17 protein-coding genes are annotated in these 18,259 nt (G+C 46.4%); 10 read left to right on the top strand and 7 right to left on the bottom strand.

The genetic code is table 11. The features are described 5' to 3' along the window. Position 1 precedes the first annotated feature (1 nt). Positions 2 to 1,285, top strand: coding sequence for a 2-oxoglutarate dehydrogenase complex dihydrolipoyllysine-residue succinyltransferase (odhB, locus tag ABIC22_RS00890; protein ID WP_354477221.1), 1,284 nt, complete (start codon positions 2 to 4; stop codon positions 1,283 to 1,285). A 124-nt stretch (positions 1,286 to 1,409) separates the two neighbouring features. Here odhB and ABIC22_RS00885 read toward each other — a convergent pair whose 3' ends face one another. The 4 genes from ABIC22_RS00885 to mnmL all read right to left on the bottom strand — a co-directional run bounded on the left by ABIC22_RS00885 (position 1,410) and on the right by mnmL (position 5,147). Next, positions 1,410 to 2,390: an alpha/beta fold hydrolase gene (locus tag ABIC22_RS00885; RefSeq protein ID WP_354477218.1), complete on the bottom strand. Its 981-nt coding sequence runs from the start codon at positions 2,388 to 2,390 to the stop codon at positions 1,410 to 1,412. 27 nt (positions 2,391 to 2,417) lie between these two features. Next, positions 2,418 to 3,395, bottom strand: a complete 978-nt coding sequence (locus ABIC22_RS00880) for a type I phosphomannose isomerase catalytic subunit (protein WP_354477215.1) — start codon at positions 3,393 to 3,395, stop codon at positions 2,418 to 2,420. 212 nt (positions 3,396 to 3,607) lie between these two features. Further along, entirely contained in the window at positions 3,608 to 4,192 is a 585-nt protein-coding gene (gene mnmM, locus ABIC22_RS00875; RefSeq protein ID WP_354477212.1) for a tRNA 5-(aminomethyl)-2-thiouridylate-methyltransferase MnmM, read from the bottom strand. 1 nt (position 4,193) lies between these two features. Beyond that, on the bottom strand, positions 4,194 to 5,147 hold the full coding sequence (gene mnmL, locus ABIC22_RS00870) for a tRNA modification radical SAM protein MnmL/YtqA (protein ID WP_127539338.1): 954 nt from the start codon (positions 5,145 to 5,147) through the stop codon (positions 4,194 to 4,196). A 305-nt stretch (positions 5,148 to 5,452) separates the two neighbouring features. On the opposite strand from mnmL, the gene ABIC22_RS00865 reads away from it, so the two are divergent. Then, entirely contained in the window at positions 5,453 to 5,653 is a 201-nt protein-coding gene (locus ABIC22_RS00865) for a hypothetical protein (protein WP_095288345.1), read from the top strand. A 151-nt stretch (positions 5,654 to 5,804) separates the two neighbouring features. Next, the gene (trmB, locus tag ABIC22_RS00860; RefSeq protein ID WP_095288344.1) at positions 5,805 to 6,554 is read left to right on the top strand and encodes a tRNA (guanosine(46)-N7)-methyltransferase TrmB; all 750 of its coding nucleotides are present in this window, start codon (positions 5,805 to 5,807) and stop codon (positions 6,552 to 6,554) included. Between the two features lie 95 nt (positions 6,555 to 6,649). Here the strand turns inward: trmB and ABIC22_RS00855 are convergent, their stop codons facing one another. Further along, positions 6,650 to 8,902, bottom strand: coding sequence for an AraC family transcriptional regulator (locus ABIC22_RS00855; protein ID WP_354477208.1), 2,253 nt, complete (start codon positions 8,900 to 8,902; stop codon positions 6,650 to 6,652). A gap of 401 nt (positions 8,903 to 9,303) precedes the next feature. On the opposite strand from ABIC22_RS00855, the gene ABIC22_RS00850 reads away from it, so the two are divergent. The 3 genes from ABIC22_RS00850 to ABIC22_RS00840 all read left to right on the top strand — a co-directional run bounded on the left by ABIC22_RS00850 (position 9,304) and on the right by ABIC22_RS00840 (position 12,794). Continuing rightward, positions 9,304 to 10,209 carry an ABC transporter permease gene (locus ABIC22_RS00850; RefSeq protein ID WP_354477205.1) on the top strand — a complete coding sequence of 302 codons (906 nt, stop codon included), beginning with the start codon at positions 9,304 to 9,306 and terminating at the stop codon, positions 10,207 to 10,209. Positions 10,210 to 10,239: 30 nt separating this feature from the next. Beyond that, complete coding sequence (locus ABIC22_RS00845) at positions 10,240 to 11,142, top strand: carbohydrate ABC transporter permease (protein WP_354477202.1); 903 nt, start codon at positions 10,240 to 10,242, stop codon at positions 11,140 to 11,142. A gap of 98 nt (positions 11,143 to 11,240) precedes the next feature. After that, positions 11,241 to 12,794: an ABC transporter substrate-binding protein gene (locus ABIC22_RS00840; RefSeq protein WP_483312520.1), complete on the top strand. Its 1,554-nt coding sequence runs from the start codon at positions 11,241 to 11,243 to the stop codon at positions 12,792 to 12,794. A gap of 106 nt (positions 12,795 to 12,900) precedes the next feature. On the opposite strand, the gene ABIC22_RS00835 is transcribed toward ABIC22_RS00840, so the two are convergent. Then, entirely contained in the window at positions 12,901 to 14,049 is a 1,149-nt protein-coding gene (locus tag ABIC22_RS00835; RefSeq protein WP_127539343.1) for an MGDG synthase family glycosyltransferase, read from the bottom strand. Positions 14,050 to 14,099: 50 nt separating this feature from the next. After that, on the bottom strand, positions 14,100 to 14,627 hold the full coding sequence (locus ABIC22_RS00830; protein ID WP_095288338.1) for a phosphatase PAP2 family protein: 528 nt from the start codon (positions 14,625 to 14,627) through the stop codon (positions 14,100 to 14,102). Positions 14,628 to 15,327: 700 nt separating this feature from the next. On the opposite strand from ABIC22_RS00830, the gene ABIC22_RS00825 reads away from it, so the two are divergent. The 4 genes from ABIC22_RS00825 to rplT all read left to right on the top strand — a co-directional run bounded on the left by ABIC22_RS00825 (position 15,328) and on the right by rplT (position 18,042). Continuing rightward, positions 15,328 to 16,566: a glycosyltransferase family 2 protein gene (locus ABIC22_RS00825; protein WP_095288337.1), complete on the top strand. Its 1,239-nt coding sequence runs from the start codon at positions 15,328 to 15,330 to the stop codon at positions 16,564 to 16,566. Positions 16,567 to 16,869: 303 nt separating this feature from the next. After that, a complete protein-coding gene (gene infC / locus ABIC22_RS00820; RefSeq protein WP_110821116.1) occupies positions 16,870 to 17,364 on the top strand; it encodes a translation initiation factor IF-3 in 495 nt (164 codons plus the stop codon). Between the two features lie 24 nt (positions 17,365 to 17,388). After that, entirely contained in the window at positions 17,389 to 17,592 is a 204-nt protein-coding gene (rpmI, locus tag ABIC22_RS00815) for a 50S ribosomal protein L35 (protein ID WP_017689665.1), read from the top strand. A gap of 90 nt (positions 17,593 to 17,682) precedes the next feature. Next, complete coding sequence (gene rplT / locus ABIC22_RS00810; RefSeq protein WP_095288335.1) at positions 17,683 to 18,042, top strand: 50S ribosomal protein L20; 360 nt, start codon at positions 17,683 to 17,685, stop codon at positions 18,040 to 18,042. The last annotated feature ends 217 nt before the right edge of the window (positions 18,043 to 18,259 follow it).

Genomic DNA, 18,259 nt, shown 5'->3' with positions numbered 1-18,259 from the left:
TGTGAGTGAAATTAAAGTACCTGCAATGGGTGAATCGATTACTGAAGGAACGGTTTCCAGATGGCTTGTCAAAGAAGGCGAAACTGTAAATCAGGGTGACGTTCTTCTGGAGCTGGAAACAGATAAGGTAAATATCGAAATCAGTGCCGAAGAGAGCGGAGTACTCGAGAAAATTATTCGTCAGGAAGGCGAGACGGTTGAAATCGGAGAAACGATTGGTACGCTGGGAGCAGGAACTGGAGGAGGAAGCGGAGCACCCGCTTCCCAGCCGGCTGCAGAACAGCAACAGGCTGCGGCCCCAGCTCCAGAAGCAGTGGCAGTAGCGGTAGCAACTCCACCTGCAGCTGCAGCTCCGGAATCTTCCGAGAATGGAACCAAAACGGCTTCACCAGCTGCACGCAAGCTTGCTCGCGAGCGCGGCATTGAGCTGGATCAGGTTCAGAGCAAAGATCCGATTGGACGTGTGTATCAAGAAGACGTGAAAAGTCATAACACGCAGGCACCAGCTTCAACGCCAGCTCCTGCAAGCAAAGCTCCGGCAGCACCAGCAAGCGTTCCGGCAGCTGGAGGTTCTACTTATGCTAAACCGGTTGAACGCCAACGCATGTCCCGTCGCCGGGCTACCATTGCGAAGCGTCTGGTAGAAGCACAGCAAACGGCGGCAATGCTGACAACCTTTAACGAAGTAGACATGACTGCAATCATGGATGTTCGTAAACGTCGTAAGGACAAGTTCAAAGAGAAGCACGATATCGGTCTGGGATTCATGTCTTTCTTTACCAAAGCCGTGGTTGGCGCACTCAAAAAATTCCCAACTATCAATGCTGAGATTGATGGGGAAGATGTTGTACTCAAAAAATATTACGACATCGGAATCGCAGTGTCTGCCAAGGAAGGTCTTGTTGTTCCTGTTGTTCGCGATGCAGATCGACTGGGCTTCGCTGAGATTGAGAAGAGTATTGCGGACCTCGCTTCCAAAGCTCGCTCCAACTCTCTTGCGCTCTCCGACCTGCAAGGCGGTACGTTTACGATTACCAATGGCGGAACCTTTGGTTCCTTGTTGTCTACACCGATCCTGAATACACCTCAAGTGGGTATTCTCGGTATGCATAAGATCCAGCTTCGTCCGGTGGCGATCGACGCAGAGCGTATGGAAAATCGTCCAATGATGTATATCGCATTGTCTTACGATCACCGTATTATCGATGGTAGCGAGGCAGTACGCTTCCTCGTTACGGTGAAGGAACTGCTGGAAGATCCAGAATCCTTGCTGATCGAAGGGTAACACGGACCGAAACAACATTAGCAATCATTATAGATTCACCTAGCAGAAAGCCCCTACCTGGAGCACAGTGCAAACTGTGTCCCTCGGTAGGGGCTTTCGTATTGCTATAGCTTTGTAAGGAAAGTCAGACCGTATCAGCGAGTGTATCACGAATCTCATTCGTGCTGTCTTGCTCGGAGCCCGGCGTGTGACGCTCTAACCAGTTGACCACATGCAAGCATACTTCTTCACGATTGGTCTCGTGCAGCATCTCGTGCCGTCCTTCGGGATACAGGCGATACTCCACATCCTGAATCTGAAGCTGTCTGTACTGGGAGACCAGGTTATACACACCTTTACCATTCAGTCCAACAGGGTCCAGTTCTCCGGAGAACAGATACACTGCTTTATCTTTTGGAATCCGCTTCATGTGTTCAGGCATATGGATTTCCAACAACAGTTTGAAAAAATCACGAAAGAATCCGGCGGTACAGATGGCCCCGCACAATGGATCGTCGATAAATCGTTTAACTTCGTCCGCATCACGTGATAGCCAATCAAAAGGTGTGTTAGCCGGACGGAAGGAACGGTTAAAGCCGCCAAACACAATGGCGTTGAGCAGCATGCTTGGATGTGCCGCACCCTGGATACCACATTGCATGAGTGCGAGTTTTTCACCAAATCGGAGAAGACCACGCTTCCCATTGGTTCCGGACAAAATAAATGCATGGTAACGTTCATGTCCAGCATACATCAGATGCTGCACCAGGAACGACCCCATACTATGTCCCATCAGAAACAAAGGGACTCCCGGATGTTCCTTGGATGCGACCTCACCGAGATTAATCATATCACTTGCCATCCAGCGAAAGGCGTCTGCTCCGGCATTGCCGAGCAGTTTCGGATTCTCGACAGATTTCCCATGTCCTCGGTGGTCATTGGCGTAGACAGCATACCCGTGACTTGTAAGGCACTCGGCGAATTCTGCGTATCGTGCTGCGGTCTCGGCCATGCCGTGTGCAATTTGTACAACGCCTTTGATATCGCATTCCGGATCGGGAAGCCAGCGGTAGACATGAATGCGGGTACCTTCATTACCCACAAGGGCAAACGTAGATTCCTGCATCGTGTAACCCCTCCTTCACTGGTTTGATTAAGGTAGATAAGAACGAAGAACTGTCGTATTGCCATCCAGCGTATAAGCTCCAAGATTGGCAGGCAGCAGGTAGCATTGTCCAGCGCTCAATTCAATTTTTTCCTGCGTTTCATTGTCCCATTCCAAGGTTCCGTTCCCTTCACAAACGACGAGAATGGTGAAACTGTCAGCATGAGTAGAGAGTTCCCACCGATCCGTAACAATTCCTTTTTCTACGACAAAATAAGGGCATTCCGCCAGCTTCAGCCATTCTCCAGGTGTCGCGTTATTGGTTTTCATTGTGGTAGCACCAGCGCCCTCATAGGCAGTCACATTCAAGGAATCTTCAACATGCAGCTCGCGTGGTTTTCCATCCAGTCCTGGGCGATTATAATCGTAGATCCGATAAGTTGTATCCGAATTTTGCTGGATCTCGGCAACGACCACTCCTGCGCACAGAGCATGTACCGTTCCGGCAGGGATGAAGAACGTATCTCCCGCTTCAACCGGTACTTGACGGAGCGTATCCATCACGGTGCCATTCTCCAATGCTTCCTTCAGCACCGCACGATCGACTCCTTCGTTTAGACCATAGATGATGTGCGCTCCCGGTTTCGCGTCCAGCACATACCACATTTCCGTTTTGCCAAGTTCGCCTGGAGGAAGGGCTTCATAATCATCTGTCGGATGAACCTGTACGGATAGATCATCATTGCAGTCCAGCAGTTTGATCAAGAGGGGGAAGCGTCCGCCTTTTTCAGATACACCTTTTGTTCCGAGCCACGAAGTGCCTAGCTGTTCCCGCACTTCATCCAGACCTTTACCAGCAAGTTCGCCATTAATGACTTTGGTTGTACCGTTAGGATGATCTGCAATCATCCATCCTTCTCCAATATGTCCTTCAGGTGGTGTCAGACCGAATTGCTCAAGCGCCCGACCTCCCCATACACGTTCCTTAAACTCGGGTTGAAATTGTAGTGGGTATGGCTTAGACATCGTAATCTCTCCTCTAGTATATGAAGTGGTGAATCGCTTTAATCAAATCCATGCCTGTGCATTCCGGATTGTATACGGTTGCAGCAGCCAAATATGTAAAGCACGCATCTTCATAGTAAACGAGCCAAGATTAGAGCTTGGCCCATATTCATGCACAGCGATGTCGTGCTATTTAATGTGTTTATTTTATGGCATTTGGAGAGTAAAGGAAATTACTTTTTCTCAATGCCAATCAGAAATGGAGAGGCTGTGCGCTGCAGCTGGCGGTACATCACAACTTGTGCCTGGTCTACAGGCAAAGCCGAGCACCAGGACAGTACTGCATCTGCCTCCTGTGCACCACCCTCATGGCCCGGATACAATACAGCTGTAATTATGCCGCGTGGTCTTAGTAAGCCCAGTGCTGCTTCCAATGCCCCAATCGTGCTGTCCGTTAGAGTAATAACAGAAGCATCCGCACCTTCGGCGGGCAGGTATCCCAAGTTGAACATGACTGCGCCCACTTGGCCCTGCCATTGCTCGGGAACAGCTTCAGCCATGCGGTCATGGCTTAACTCCATTAGGGAGATGGAACCGAGCTTTGAGCCGTCTTCCTGTTTACGAATTCGGGCTTGTGCAAGAGTCAGCGCTTCATTTTGGATATCGAAACCGATGACTTGCCCGCGTTTCCCAACCTGCTGTGCGAGAAACAGGGTATCCGCACCTGTGCCTACTGTAGCATCAATTGCAAAATCCCCGGGCTGCAAACGGGAGGAAACCCATTGATGGGCGCAGCTAAGAACCGAGAGAAAGCCCATCTTATGCTCCCCTCCAATATTTACCCTGCCATGAATCACGTAAACGTAATTCGCGGTCAATGGAATTCAGCACTTCCCACTTTTTCATGGACCACATCGGTCCAATCAACAGATCACGCGGAGCATCACCGGTGAGGCGGTGCACAATCATTTCCGGTGGAAGCATCTCGAGTGTATCGACAATCAGTTTGATGTACTCGTCCTGTTCCAGGAATCGAAGAAGCCCGGCTTCATACTGTTTGACCATTGGCGTCTTGCGCATGAGGTGCAGCAGATGGATCTTAATGCCTTGCACATCCATATTGGCTACTGCGCGTCCGGTATCCAGCATCATTTCATGCGTTTCCTGAGGCAAGCCATAGATGATATGTGTGCACACACGTATATTCCGTTTCCGCAGCTTCTCTACGGCCTCTTCATAACATTTCGTATCATGCGCGCGGTTGATGAGCGTTGAGGTCGACTCGTGGATGGTTTGAAGTCCCATTTCAACCCACAGGTAGGTACGTTCATTCAGTTCGGCCAGGTAATCCACAACATCATCAGGCAAACAATCGGGGCGAGTGGCAATGGACAGACCAACTACACCGGGCTGTTGTAAAATCACTTCAAAATACTCACGGAGCTGCTCAACAGGAGCATACGTGTTCGTATATGCCTGGAAATAGCCGATGTACTGGGCCGTAGGCCATTTGAGGTGCTGTTTGTCCCGAATCGTATTAAATTGGGTAACCAGATCATCCCGTCGGCTGCCGGCAAAATCTCCTGATCCCCGGGCACTGCAGAAGGTACATCCGCCTTTGGCAATTGAACCGTCACGGTTTGGGCAGGTGAATCCTGCGTCAAGCATAACTTTGAACACTTTATTGTTGAACTCGTTTCGCATTTCGTAATTCCAGGTGTGGAATCGTTTATCTCCCCAGGAAAGAGGAGGTTGTATTGCAGGTGCATTCATCTTCAGGGTGCTCCTTTGGCTGCCGTATTCCCTCTCGGGAGAGACAGATATTTATCTATTCACGTGATAGAACAGATTGTGATAATCCGTGTCTCCATGGACTTTAACCATTGTATCAAAAAACGCAAAAAAAGGGGAATTCGAACTCAAAAATAGACTGTATTATCAAGGTTTTTCGCTTGCTATAGTTTACACCTTGTGTTATATTTAACTTAACGTCAGACAGCATCCAATGGGTACTATTCATCATAGCATTTGAATCAAAATTGACGTCATGGACCATACTAAACCGTGAGGTGATATGAATGAATTCCCAAGTTAAAAACAATAACCTTCATCATGTTTCAGTAGAACTGACGGCAGAAGAAGCACTGGCTTTGACAGGTGTTCGATTTAATGGAAATCCGAAAGTGGAAGCGGCTGCAAGACAAAAAGTTCGCACGGCTTTCGAAAAGACATTTGATTTTTCACACCAAGATAAGGTAGACTATGAACTATTAAAGTAGTTGGACCCCAATTCCAAATAAATCGAAGAGGGAATCTTTGAGATTTGCCCCAAGTGGCAGATCCGAAGATTCCTTTTTCATTGCTCTTTACAATTGGCCGGTTCTTCGGCAAAATGAGTCTGAGACAAGTATGGACAAACGGAGGAATAAAATGCGTTTACGTGGCAGAAAAGGGATTCGGGAAAATCTGGAGGAGCAGGTGGATCTTGTTGTTCTGGAACCCAAACAGTACAAGGGGAAATGGTCTGAACTGTTTGGCAACGACCATCCGATCTTTGTTGAATTTGGTATGGGTAAAGGTCAATTTATCAGCCAAATGAGTTATAAATATCCGCAATACAATTTTATCGGTATCGATATGTATGATGAATTGGTGCGCCGGGCTAGTGAGAAGGCCCGTAATGCGTGGAGTGAGGCTGATGTAGAAACTCCACCCAATGTGAAGCTTGTCCTGGCGAACATTGAACAGATTGAGGAAGTGTTCGAAGTGGCTGAACTGGAACGGATCTATCTGAACTTCAGTGACCCATGGCCAAAAGCCAAGCATGCACGCCGTCGTTTGACTCATCCACGGTTTTTGAAGAAATACACGGAGCTGCTTAACGCCAAGGGCCAAATTCATTTTAAAACCGATTCGGAGACCTTGTTCGAGTTCTCGCTCAACGCAATTGCCGACTACGGTCTGCAGATGACTAATCTGTCCCTGAACCTTCACCGTGATGGATTGAATGAAGAGCATGTCATGACAGAATACGAGCAGAAATTCATGGGCAAAGGCATGAACATTCACCGTGTGGAAGTCATTGTGGGTGAAGAGGCGCTGCGTGAGTATCACGCGATGCGTCTGGACAAGTATAAAGTACGTGAAGCTTCGGATGATTCAGGAGAAGACCAAGAGTAAAATGAATAAGCGGCACATGGAGGAGAGACTCATCACCTCGTGTGCCGCTTTTTTTGAGTTTTCTTCTTCATGATCATTAGAAGATATCGATATCGTTACATTTGCTCGGAGCGCAGTTCCTTGCGACGATAATCATTTGGGGTCACCCCATTGAACTTTTTGAACATGCGATAAAAGTAGGAGCTGTTGGTGAATCCCGTTTTCTCTGCAATATCTGCAACGGAATTCTCAGTCTCAATCAGCAGATGCTGGGCTTTGATGATTCGTGTCTCGTTAATCACATCCGTTAGTCCTTTTAACGTGAGTTGTTTATACAGCCTGCTGATATAGATGGGCGACATGGTGAGTTCCTCAGCAATGGAGGTGAGGCAGAGATTGGTGTCCGCATAATCCCGTTCGATAATGCTGTTAATTCGGCGTAGGAGCTCTTCATGCCTCAGCGTTCGTTTCTCTTCCACTTTCAATCCTAATTCATCAAATAGACGATAGAAGTGGGCATGAACTTCACGGAGTTCCTCCGCTTCATGTAGAGGAAGCATTGCAGTGTCCGAGATCGTATTCAGTGTAAGCTGGTTATTTTTTTTAAGCGTATTGCGTACATGGTTCAGTGTCATCGTCAGATGGGACAGAGCCAATTGGAATACGGTAAAAGGGTATGCTGACGTTTCATCCACGATATCCGTATAGATCTGTTTGGCTTCGCCCGTTTTGCCTGTCATGAGGCAATCAATGAGCTGCCGCTCTTTACTTGCCGGAAATGCATATTCCTTGGCCTGATACGCCATGATGTCGGTTGTGTACAGCAGGCAGCCCGGACCGCTGAATAATCGGTGCAGGGAGGCCTCCGCTGAATGGGGATAGCCGGAGATCGCATCCTCGAAAGAGTCTTCCTCAGGCCCGACGGTGAACGAAACAGAGCATTTCAGATGCAGCATTACCGCATCCTGCAGCATACGCAGTAGTTCCTCCATATCTTCCTCTGCATCCTGTACGTTCTGCTGATCCGAATTTTTGTGATTGAAAAGAAGGCTGATCATGTCCCCGCCCATATCGACAGTTTCCGTGTGGTAGCGAAATTCCGCCGATTCCATGCAAATGTTCATCATCGCATATTTTACAAGCTTGATATCGTCCCGGTAGGTTTCGCAAAAATCGGCAAAACGGTCAATACGCAGCAATACCAGCCTGGACGGACGATGAACCTGGACAGACGAACCATAAAACTTCATGCGCTCTTCCAAAATCCCCCCGGAGACCGTCTCTCGCCCCTGTAGAGCACCACGCAAAAAATCCTGACGCAAGATGTGCAGACTTCCCCGACGCTCGGCTTCCATAACTCGCATGCGAACAATGACTTTATCGATGGGGTGATATAATTTCCGAGAAACCAGGTATGAGAGCAGCAGTCCAGCAATAAGCAAGCCCAGACAAAACAGGACGGTGTGCGTGCGCATGCTGCGAATATCAGCAGTGATCAGATGATCAGGTGTAATTCGTACATAACGCCATCCCAAATTATCAGGTGTGGTATAGGTGATAAGTGATTTTTCCCCGTCAACGTCAGCGGTAAAGTAGGCAGATTGCTCCGTATTTTGCAGAATGGGGTGCATAAAGGCTTCCTTGGAGAGATCCTGCATTAACGTGCGATCTCCAAAATCGGACAGCAGCTGTCCGTTTTCGTTAATAATAAATGTTTTGCCCGGCTGATCCGCTGCATTGATGTTGGGACTTAACCAATCGTCCTTGATATTGACTACGACTGCGTAGTTTAATTCGGCATTATCATTGATGGTGTCATAGCAGAGATAGGTGTAACTATTCACTTCAACTTCTTCTGTAGAACCAACCTGGTAAGTACGTGGAATCGGAACAAAGGGTTTGTATTCATGAAATCGCTGGAGGATATCCTTAATGCCCTGATCGTCTAATTCGGCAAGGGTTTGCTGACCATTACGTGTTTCTGAACTAATAAAGAATTCGTTGCTTTTGGAGTTGTATACATAGATGGATTCGATAAAGGGAAGGGACATTCGGTAGTTATCGAGCTGCTCCATGGCTGGAGTGACTTCATAAATGCTTGGTTTAGAGTACAGGAGAAGTGCAGAGATGCTGTAGTCCTGATAAATCTGATAAGACAATGATTTGGCCGTTTCGGTCATTTTGGACACTTCCCGGCTGGTCTGTGTGAGACTGTTCATATCGGTGCGATAGACCTGACGGAGAGCGATGCGATTGTAGTTGACGTAGAGAATGGCAGAAGCTACGAGCAGGGTAGCAACGGTACTGACAATGATGCCAATCAGTATCCGAGAAAATACGTTTTGACTGTCCTCCGAACGTTTGCGCATCAATCAGTTCCCCCTGAACATCTGCATTTTGGTGAAAAAACTTCATTTCACAGCGTTACGCTCTGTTTCACAGCAGGTCGCTTTGGATGAGGATAGCCCTTTAAATTATATATTATGTATGCGTTTACATCAATATTGTACAAGGTTTAAAAGGTTGTTTCAGTATATATCGTTCAACTTTCGCTGAATTGTTCACGATGCTCAGGTTATGCACGATATCAACATTTGTGAACGCACTGGAGTTCTTTTCAGTGTTGGTTCACATTGTTCATATCCGGTTTGGCAATATCGTTCATTTTCCGGCGGGAAGCTTCAGTATCCGGGAGCGGGAAGGGCATCTACACTAAAAACAGAGCTCCACGGCGCAACCGCGCTGCAAGAAATTCGGGAGGGATCGAGCCATGCTCAAAGAATTGAACAAAAACAAAATCATGTTTCTGATGCTGCTGCCTACACTGATCTTTTTTCTTATTAACTCGTATTTTCCGATGGTGGGTATCTACTATGCGTTTACCCGGTACGACTTTGAAGGCGGATTATTCGGCAGTCCATTCGTAGGGCTGGAAAACTTCAAGTTTCTCTGGCAGTCCGGCATGCTGCTGAAGCTTACGACCAACACAGTGGGTTATAACCTGGCTTTCATTATACTGGGAAATGGACTCGCCATTTTCTGTGCCATTATGTTAAGTGAAGTCCGTGGCAAGCTCTTTAAGAAAATTACGCAATCCGTGATGTTCTTACCGTATTTCATCTCATTCGTACTACTCAGTGTAATCGCTTACAACATGTTCAACTATGAATCCGGTTTTGTGAACACAGTACTCAAACGCTTTGAAGCCGGCCCGATTGATATTTATAACACGCCCTGGATATGGGTGTTCCTGATCATTATCTTTTATCTATGGAAGAATCTTGGCTACAGTATGGTGATCTATCTGGCGGCGATTACCGGGATCAGTGACGAATATTATGAAGCTGCCCGTATTGATGGAGCGAATATTTTTCAGCGTATCTGGTATATCACTATTCCCATGCTGAAACCGACCTTTGTCATTCTGCTTCTGTTTTCTCTGGGGAGCATTATGAAGGGACAATTTGATCTCTTTTATCAGCTTATTGGCAATAACGGTGTGCTGTATAACGCCACAGACATTATTGATACGTACGTGTATCGCTCCCTGAAAGTGACCTTTGATATCGGGATGGCTACCGCAGCAGGCTTGTACCAGTCTCTATTCGGCTTCATTTTGATCATGACCGTGAACTACATCATCCGAAAAGTGAATGAGGATTACGCCTTGTTCTAAACCGCCCACCGGGCAGAAGGGAGAACCATCATGCATATTACCCGTGCCAGAGATTCGGAATTTACCTTGCTGTTTCAGATCATCGCCTATGGCGTCATTCTGATTTTGTCCATCATGTGTCTGCTGCCTTTTCTTCTAATCTTATCCGGCTCGTTCAGCAGCAATGAGTCGATTGTAAGAGATGGCTATCATCTCTTTCCAACAGACTTTTCCCTGGAAGGCTATCAAATGGTGTTCAAATTCCCTACTCAAGTGCTGAAAGCATACGGAGTGACCGTCTTTACAACCGTTGTGGGGACCGCGCTCGGGCTGTTCCTCATTACGATGGCTGGCTTTGTACTGCAGCGCAAAGATTTTAAATACCGTAATACCTTCTCTTTCTTCATTTACTTCACCACGCTCTTTGGCGGTGGGTTGGTGCCTTGGTACATTATGCTGGCTAATTATTTCAATCTGACGGATACGTATACCGTACTGATTTTCCCTGGATTGATGACGCCATTTCTTATCATTTTGATGAAAAACTTTATCCGTTCTGCCGTTCCGGATGAGCTGGTTGAATCCGCCAAAATGGATGGCGCGAATGATTTTCGCATTTACTTCAGCATTGTATTGAAACTGGCGATGCCCGGGATCGCAACCGTAGGTTTGTTTTTGGCTCTGGGATACTGGAATGACTGGTTTACTTCGTCTCTTTTCATTAACAACCCGGATATGTATCAGCTGCAGTTTTACCTGTATAACACGATGAATACGATTACTTTTATTGATCAGATGGCCATTGGCACAGGAATTACGCTCAGCCAGGATGTGCCTACGGAATCAACCAAGATGGCCATGGCGATTGTGGTGACGGGTCCGATTTTGTTCCTCTATCCGTTTGTACAGCGCTATTTTGTCAAAGGTCTTACGATTGGTGCGGTAAAAGGTTAGAACGTAAAAATGCTCGGGGCGCAAGCCAGTTATTCGTTTACTTCTGCTCGCGTCCTGGCAGTTTACGCTAACATATAAGGTTTCCTACAAAAGGGAGGATGCGTATGCGCAACAAAATAATTCGGCACTTGTCTCTGGTGCTGGCCCTAATGTTGTTTGCTGGGGTATTAGCCGCATGTAATAACGGATCTGGGGGATCGGCGCAAGGAAGTGAGGAAGGGGCGTCTTCGACAGACAAAGGCGAGAAGGTAACCCTGCAATTTTACATGCTGGGGGACGCGCCCAAAGATCTGCCTGTCATTGAATCCGAGATTAATAAACTCGCTGAAGCCGATCTGAACGTCAACGTGAAATTCAACTATACTTCCTGGACGGACTGGGATCAAAAATACAAGCTGCTGCTGTCCTCCGGTCAGCCAATTGATCTGATTTTCACAGCGGACTGGACATTCTATCAATCCTATGCCAAAAAAGGAGCGTTCCTGCCACTCGACGAGCTGCTGCCGAAGGCGGCACCAACACTGCAGTCCCACGTGCCCGAGGACATGTGGAATGCTGTTAAAATCAATGAAAAAATTTATACAGTTCCCTCGACCTGGATCGAGTATGTGACAGAAGGGATTGCTTACCGAGAGGACCTGCGTGAAAAGTATAATTTGCCAAAACCGGAATCCCTGGAGACACTCGAAGCTTATCTTGAAGGGATCAAAGCGAATGAACCGAACATGATCCCGATCGCGGATAACAATTCCAATCATACCCACGGGATTCGCCAGTTAACCTCCAAACTGGTGAATACGGCTGGTCAGCTCCCTTACGGACTTGATATTATGTATGATTCGCCGTCAACCATCACGTCCTATTGGGGCTCAGCCCAGCACCTGGAGGACCTGAGAACGTACAAACGCTGGATGGATAAAGGATTTTTCCCGAAAAACGTGCTGAACGTAAAGGACACATCGAATTCACTGCTGCAAAATGGCAAGGCGGCTGTTGTGCTATCAGGCGAGAACCCGAACAAGTTTAATGCGGATGTGATCAAAGTCCAATCTACGCATCCCGAATGGAAGCTGGGATACTTCGCTTATCCGAATGCTAAAGGTTTTGCACAGCCGGTTCATCCGATTCACAATGGATTCGCCATACCGCGAAGCAGCAAAAATCCGGAAAAGGCACTCGCTTTTTATGAGAAGCTGGTAACAGACAAACGTTACAACTGGCTTACGGAATACGGTATAGAAGGCAAGAACTTTGAAGTGCAGGATGGCTACTACAAAATGGTGGGCGATGCTCAGACCAATGGATTCCCGCGTGAGGGCATGAACGGCTGGGCTTGGCGGAATCCGGACTTCATGCTCTATGATAAAACGTTCGACGACGTACTCGCCATGTTCGAGGAGCTGGACAAAATCAAGAAGCCGGATATCTTTACCGGATTTGCTGAGGACTGGACACCATTTCAGGCGGAGAAGGCTGCGCTTGAGCAAGTGGAGAAACAGTATCTGTACCCACTGAACGTTGGTTTGGTTGCAGACGTTGAAGCAGGCTTGAATACATTTATGGAAAAGGCTAAGCAGGCAGGGCTGGAGAAAATACAAGCCGAGTATACCAAACAATGGCAGGAATATTTGAAATCGGCAGGCATTCAGTAGTTTGTATATATTTCATTTTATAGTAGACATGAAAAAAGGTACCTTCAGGTTGAAGGCACCTTTTTTCTTTGCATAAGTGTATGCGGCTTGTTTATCGAACTTTTGATCATAATCTAGCCTGATCAGTCTGGAACGGCCGCAGGTCCAGAAGATCAATGATGCTTTGTGCACTTTCCATCGGACGATATTTGGCAATCTGTGCCAAATGACGTTTGCGTTTACGGACGATGTCGGGATATTTATGTAACAATTTATTCATCCATTTAACCACGACATCAAGCGAAGTGATCGGTTCGCCCAGTCCTCTAGCGGTAAAATATTGAACGTTCTCTTCCTCCTGACCCGGAATGGGATTATGGAACAACATTGGAATACCTTTGGCGAGTCCTTCGGTGCATGTCATTCCACCAGGCTTGGTTATTAGCAGATCGGAAACTTCCATTAGCTTATCCACTTCTTTGGTGTATCCGATAATGTGAATATTTTCTTTGCGGTACTCCGGGTTCTGTTCCATGCTGATCCGGATTTTGTCATTGCGTCCGAGACAGAAGATGATCTGAATGTCGTTATGCCAGCGAGTCAGAAGCTTATTGACTACTTCATCGCTGAGCATTCCCCAGCCGCCGCCCATGACAAGAACGGTGGGCATATCTTTCAGATTAAACTTGGCACGAATCTCATCCCGGCCAGGATGCTCCCAAAAGTTGGGGTGTACCGGAATGCCGGTAACTCGTATTTTGTCCACTGCAACTCCGCGCAGCATCAATTTGGACTTGACCTCTTCAGTAGATACCAGATACAAGTCCACTTCGGGACTGATCCACGTGCCATGCGCATCGTAATCGGTAATGACCGTGCAGAGTGGCACTTGTACACCGAGGCGCTTTAATCTTGATATGACAGCACTTGGAATGGGGTGCGTACATACAATGGCATTTGGACGAAGCTGCCGTACGACACTACGTGTATGTGTGTAAAACAGCTTGTGCAATGCGAGTGTAGTCAATCGGTTTAAAGACTTTTTATATTGATGCCTGTATACGTATCCGACAAGTTTGGGCTGGTTGGTTACCGTTTTTTTGTATGCCGTAATAATAAGTGGTGCGACCCTGGGGTTAAGGAAACTACCCAGTTCGAGCACTTTGGTCTGTACTTCCGGAGAGAGCTTTCTCAAACTGCTGGACAGTGCATAAGCGGCTTGTGTATGACCGGCTCCAAAGCCTTCGGAAAGTAGTAATACTCGTTTTTTCTCCACGCTTGCTTCACCTGTTCCTGCTAGGTTTTCCTTAGTCTAACATATCTGCTTTAGGACCATAATGCAACTGTCGCAAGTGCGACTAAAGTACCGATTGTGGCACCTGCAAGCACATCCGAAGGATAGTGCAAACCCAAGTAAATTCGAGAGAATCCGACAATCAGTGCAACCGGCAGCAGCGTCACCAGCAAAATAGGTTCCATAGTCATAAACGGAACGGTGACCGAGAAGACAGCGGTGGTATGCCCTGAAGGAAATGAGTGGTCCGTCAGGGGATTGCGGAATGTGATCGTCTCCGGCATGGCCAGATATGGCCGGATGCGTGGATACAACCTTTTGGCGATGGCTACGGGAATATGGCTCACAGCCAGAGCGATACATGCCTGTAGGCCTGTCGTATTCCAAGGGGCTGGAGCGAGCAGCCATATCAATAAGGATACGGCAATAGAAAATGTTGCTCCGCCCAGATGGGTGAGATAGTACAGCCAAAAATTCATAAATCGATTATGAAGTCGACCATTAATCCACATAAATACATTGCGATCGTACGCTTGAAACTTAACGAATAAACGGCTCATATTGGCCTCCTGCCAGTCAGGCCGCCCGAATTGGCGGCAGTATTTCCGGTATGTTTCCTGTGTCCGGTGTTGTCCTGATTACTATATAACCGTTTTTCGTGAAGTTCAGGTTATTTCAGGTATATGTTTATCATATTTTTAAATGTTGTCCTTTTCAAGAAGAAGACATGTGAACAACGTAAAATTCATGTTAAAGAGTGGTTAATCATCCAACTTAACTTTTTGACTCGGACGAGCTAAAAAAGATACAATGATTCAACATGGCTGAAATGAGGTTAAAAAAATGTGAGTTTTATATTGAACTTTTTGGTGCTCGTTTGCGTTATTTTTTGTATAGCCTCTGGTTGGACAGTACTGGGTAATGAAAAAAGCAGGGACTTTAGAAATAAAAATCAAGCAAACGGCTGAAAATAAGATATAACAGGCATGAATGCGAGGGCGCAGTATCACGAACTGCCAATTCAGCGTTTAATGTTCACATTTCTGCTTTAGGAAGTGAAATTGCGGTTTTGACAAATAGCTGAAAAGCATCCAAAATCGATAAAGCAGCCAAATTGGAAGCAACCATGCTTGAAATACTTGCGTAGTAAACAAAAGACCAGGGTCATATTCTGCACATTACAAAAAAACAAAGATGCAGAATCAGGTAGAGAAACGCTAAAGTAAACAGGGTTTGAAAAAAAGGGGGTAACAGAGAACGATGTTGGACGCTATATTCGTCACGATGCAGGTCATACTGGCACTGCTAGCCGTGTACCAATTCACGTTTTCGCTGTTCGGTCTGTATAAGAAAAAGAAAAAGAAACACTATCCTGCCACAAAGTCTTTCGCTGTACTCGTTGCAGCACACAATGAAGAGCAGGTCATCGGAGCGTTGATGGAGAACTTGAAACAACTCGATTATCCGGAAGATCTGTACGATGTGTTCGTTATCTGTGATAACTGTACGGATGGTACAGCTCAAATCGTCAGAGATCATGGCTTAAATGCATGTGTGCGTACAAATGCCGATCTCAGAGGTAAAGGTTACGCCATTGAGTGGATGCTCAAATATCTGTGGAAATTGCCGCGTCAGTATGACGCCGTTGTTATGTTTGATGCTGACAACCTGGTTGATCGCAATTTCTTGCTTGAGATGAATAACGACTTGTGTAACGGTTCGCGTGTTATTCAAGGTTATATCGATACGAAAAATCCGGAAGATTCCTGGATTACTGCAGCTTACGGGGTATCGTACTGGTACATTAACCGGTTGTGGCAGTTGTCCCGTCATAACCTGAACATGGCCAACTTCCTTGGCGGTACAGGAATGTGCTTTGAAACGAATTTGCTGAAGGAAATTGGCTGGGGAGCGACGAGTCTGGTCGAGGACTTGGAGTTTACGATGCGCAGTGTGCAGCGTAATGTGTATCCCGTGTTTAACTATGATGCAAAAGTATTTGATGAGAAGCCTTTGACATTCAAAGCTTCAGCAAGACAACGTCTACGCTGGATGCAAGGTCACTTTACGGTAGCACGGAGATATTTCTTCCCGCTGTTGTGGCAAAGTATTAAGGAAAGAAGCCTGGTCAAGTTCGACCTTGCCGTATATGGTGCCAACGTATACGTTGTATTACTGACATTCCTGATGACCGCTGTGATGTGGGTGGATACAGCCGTATTCAGCGGACCGCATATTGCCAACATCTACGGATACTTCCCATTATGGGTAGGCTTTGTAGCCATTGGTTTGAACATTTTGACATTCCTCTTGTCGATGGCACTGGAGAAGGTCACTTTTGCAAAAGTGTATCTGTATCTGATTGTATTCCCGATTTATCTGCTATCGTGGTATCCGATTACGTTCTACGCGTTCTTCACGCAGAACAACAAACAATGGAGTCATACCCAGCATACACGTGTTGTACGTTTGGATGAGGTGCAGAGCAAGCAAGGGTAATAATTCAGCTTCACACCAAAGATTATAGAAAATATTCTAAAATATATTGACTATAGTTGATGGGGATGTTATAGTATTCAAGTGCGTTAAATGAATAGCAATGGAATCACAAGCAGAAGTCCGACTTCTCACCTGACCAACATTGACGTTGGCTGGTCAACGATCCCAATAATTTATGAAGTGTATACTCATGAAGAATTGTGTTGATTACAGGGATGTCGGTAGCTTGACCGGCATCCCTTTTATTTTTGTTTAACAGTATTCAAAATGACCTGGAGGTGGACGGTTATTAGTAAAGATCACATGATTAATGATGAGATTCGGGCGAAGGAAGTACGCCTTGTCGGAGCTGAAGGAGAACAAATTGGGATCAAGCCCATTCGGGAAGCACTGCAAATGGCGATTGATCTGAACTTGGATCTGGTCAATGTGGCACCACAGGCTAAACCGCCGGTATGCCGCATCATGGACTATGGCAAGTTCCGCTATGAGCAGCAAAAGAAAGACAAAGAAGCCCGTAAGAACCAGAAAATTGTTGACATTAAAGAAGTATGGTTCCGTTCCAATATTGAGGAGCACGATTATCAAACGAAGCTTCGTAATGTAGTTAAGTTTTTGAAAGAAGGCGACAAGGTTAAATGTTCTGTTCGTTATCGCGGACGTGAAATTGCGCATGCCGCCATTGGTCAACGGATTCTGGAGCGCGTTAAGGTGGAGGTTGCAGAACTCTGCACCATCGAACGTCAACCGAAACTGGAAGGCCGCAGTATGATCATGATTCTGGCTCCTAAAGCCTGATAACATTGAAGGAGGAAACACAAAATGCCTAAAATGAAAACACACAGCAGTTTGAAAGGACGCTTCAAAATTACCGGTTCCGGTAAAGTCCTTCGTTACAAAGCACACAAAAACCACTTGCTTTCCCACAAATCCAAACGTGCTAAGCGCGTTCTGAACGGTAACCCAGTAATGGCAGCAGGGGACGTAAGACGTTTGAAACAAGGTTTGGCTAACTTGAAAGGCTAAATTTAAAATTAGTAAATTCCGTATGGGGGATCGGCTTCGGCCTTACACATACCACGGATACACTTATATTTATTTGGGAGGTTCTTTAATATGGCAAGAGTAAAAGGCGGTTTTGTAGTACGTCGTCGTCATAAAAAGGTTTTGAAACTGGCTAGAGGTTATTTCGGTTCCAAACACCGCATTTTTAAAACAGCTAACGAGCAAGTAATGAAATCCCTGGTTTACGCATACCGTGACCGTCGCAACACGAAACGTAACTTCCGCAGACTGTGGATCGTTCGTATTAATGCAGCAGCACGTCAAAACGGTTTGTCTTACAACAAACTGATCCATGGATTGAAACTTGCTGGAGTGGACATGAACCGCAAAATGTTGGCTGATCTGGCCGTTAACGACATCAATGCGTTCAACTCTTTGGCTACTGTAGCTAAAGGCAAAATCAACGCTTAAATTGTAACATGCAAGCCGCCGTACCTTATGGCGGCTTTTTTTACGCCAGAAAGTGTGGACGAATACGCCGGGGTCCGGAAGGACAAACTTAGATTGGATGCGGTTTACAGCTATCAGGCCTCTGGCAGATACATAAAAACCGAACGTTCATATAATGCAAATGAAAACTAGGAGTTACTGGCTAATGGTGATAATGATGGTATATTTTTGTTATATA

The sequence above is a fragment of the Paenibacillus sp. PvP094 genome (assembly GCF_040546835.1).
In the GTDB taxonomy this organism is placed as follows: domain Bacteria; phylum Bacillota; class Bacilli; order Paenibacillales; family Paenibacillaceae; genus Paenibacillus; species Paenibacillus illinoisensis.
This window is presented reverse-complemented; position numbering and strand designations above follow the sequence as displayed.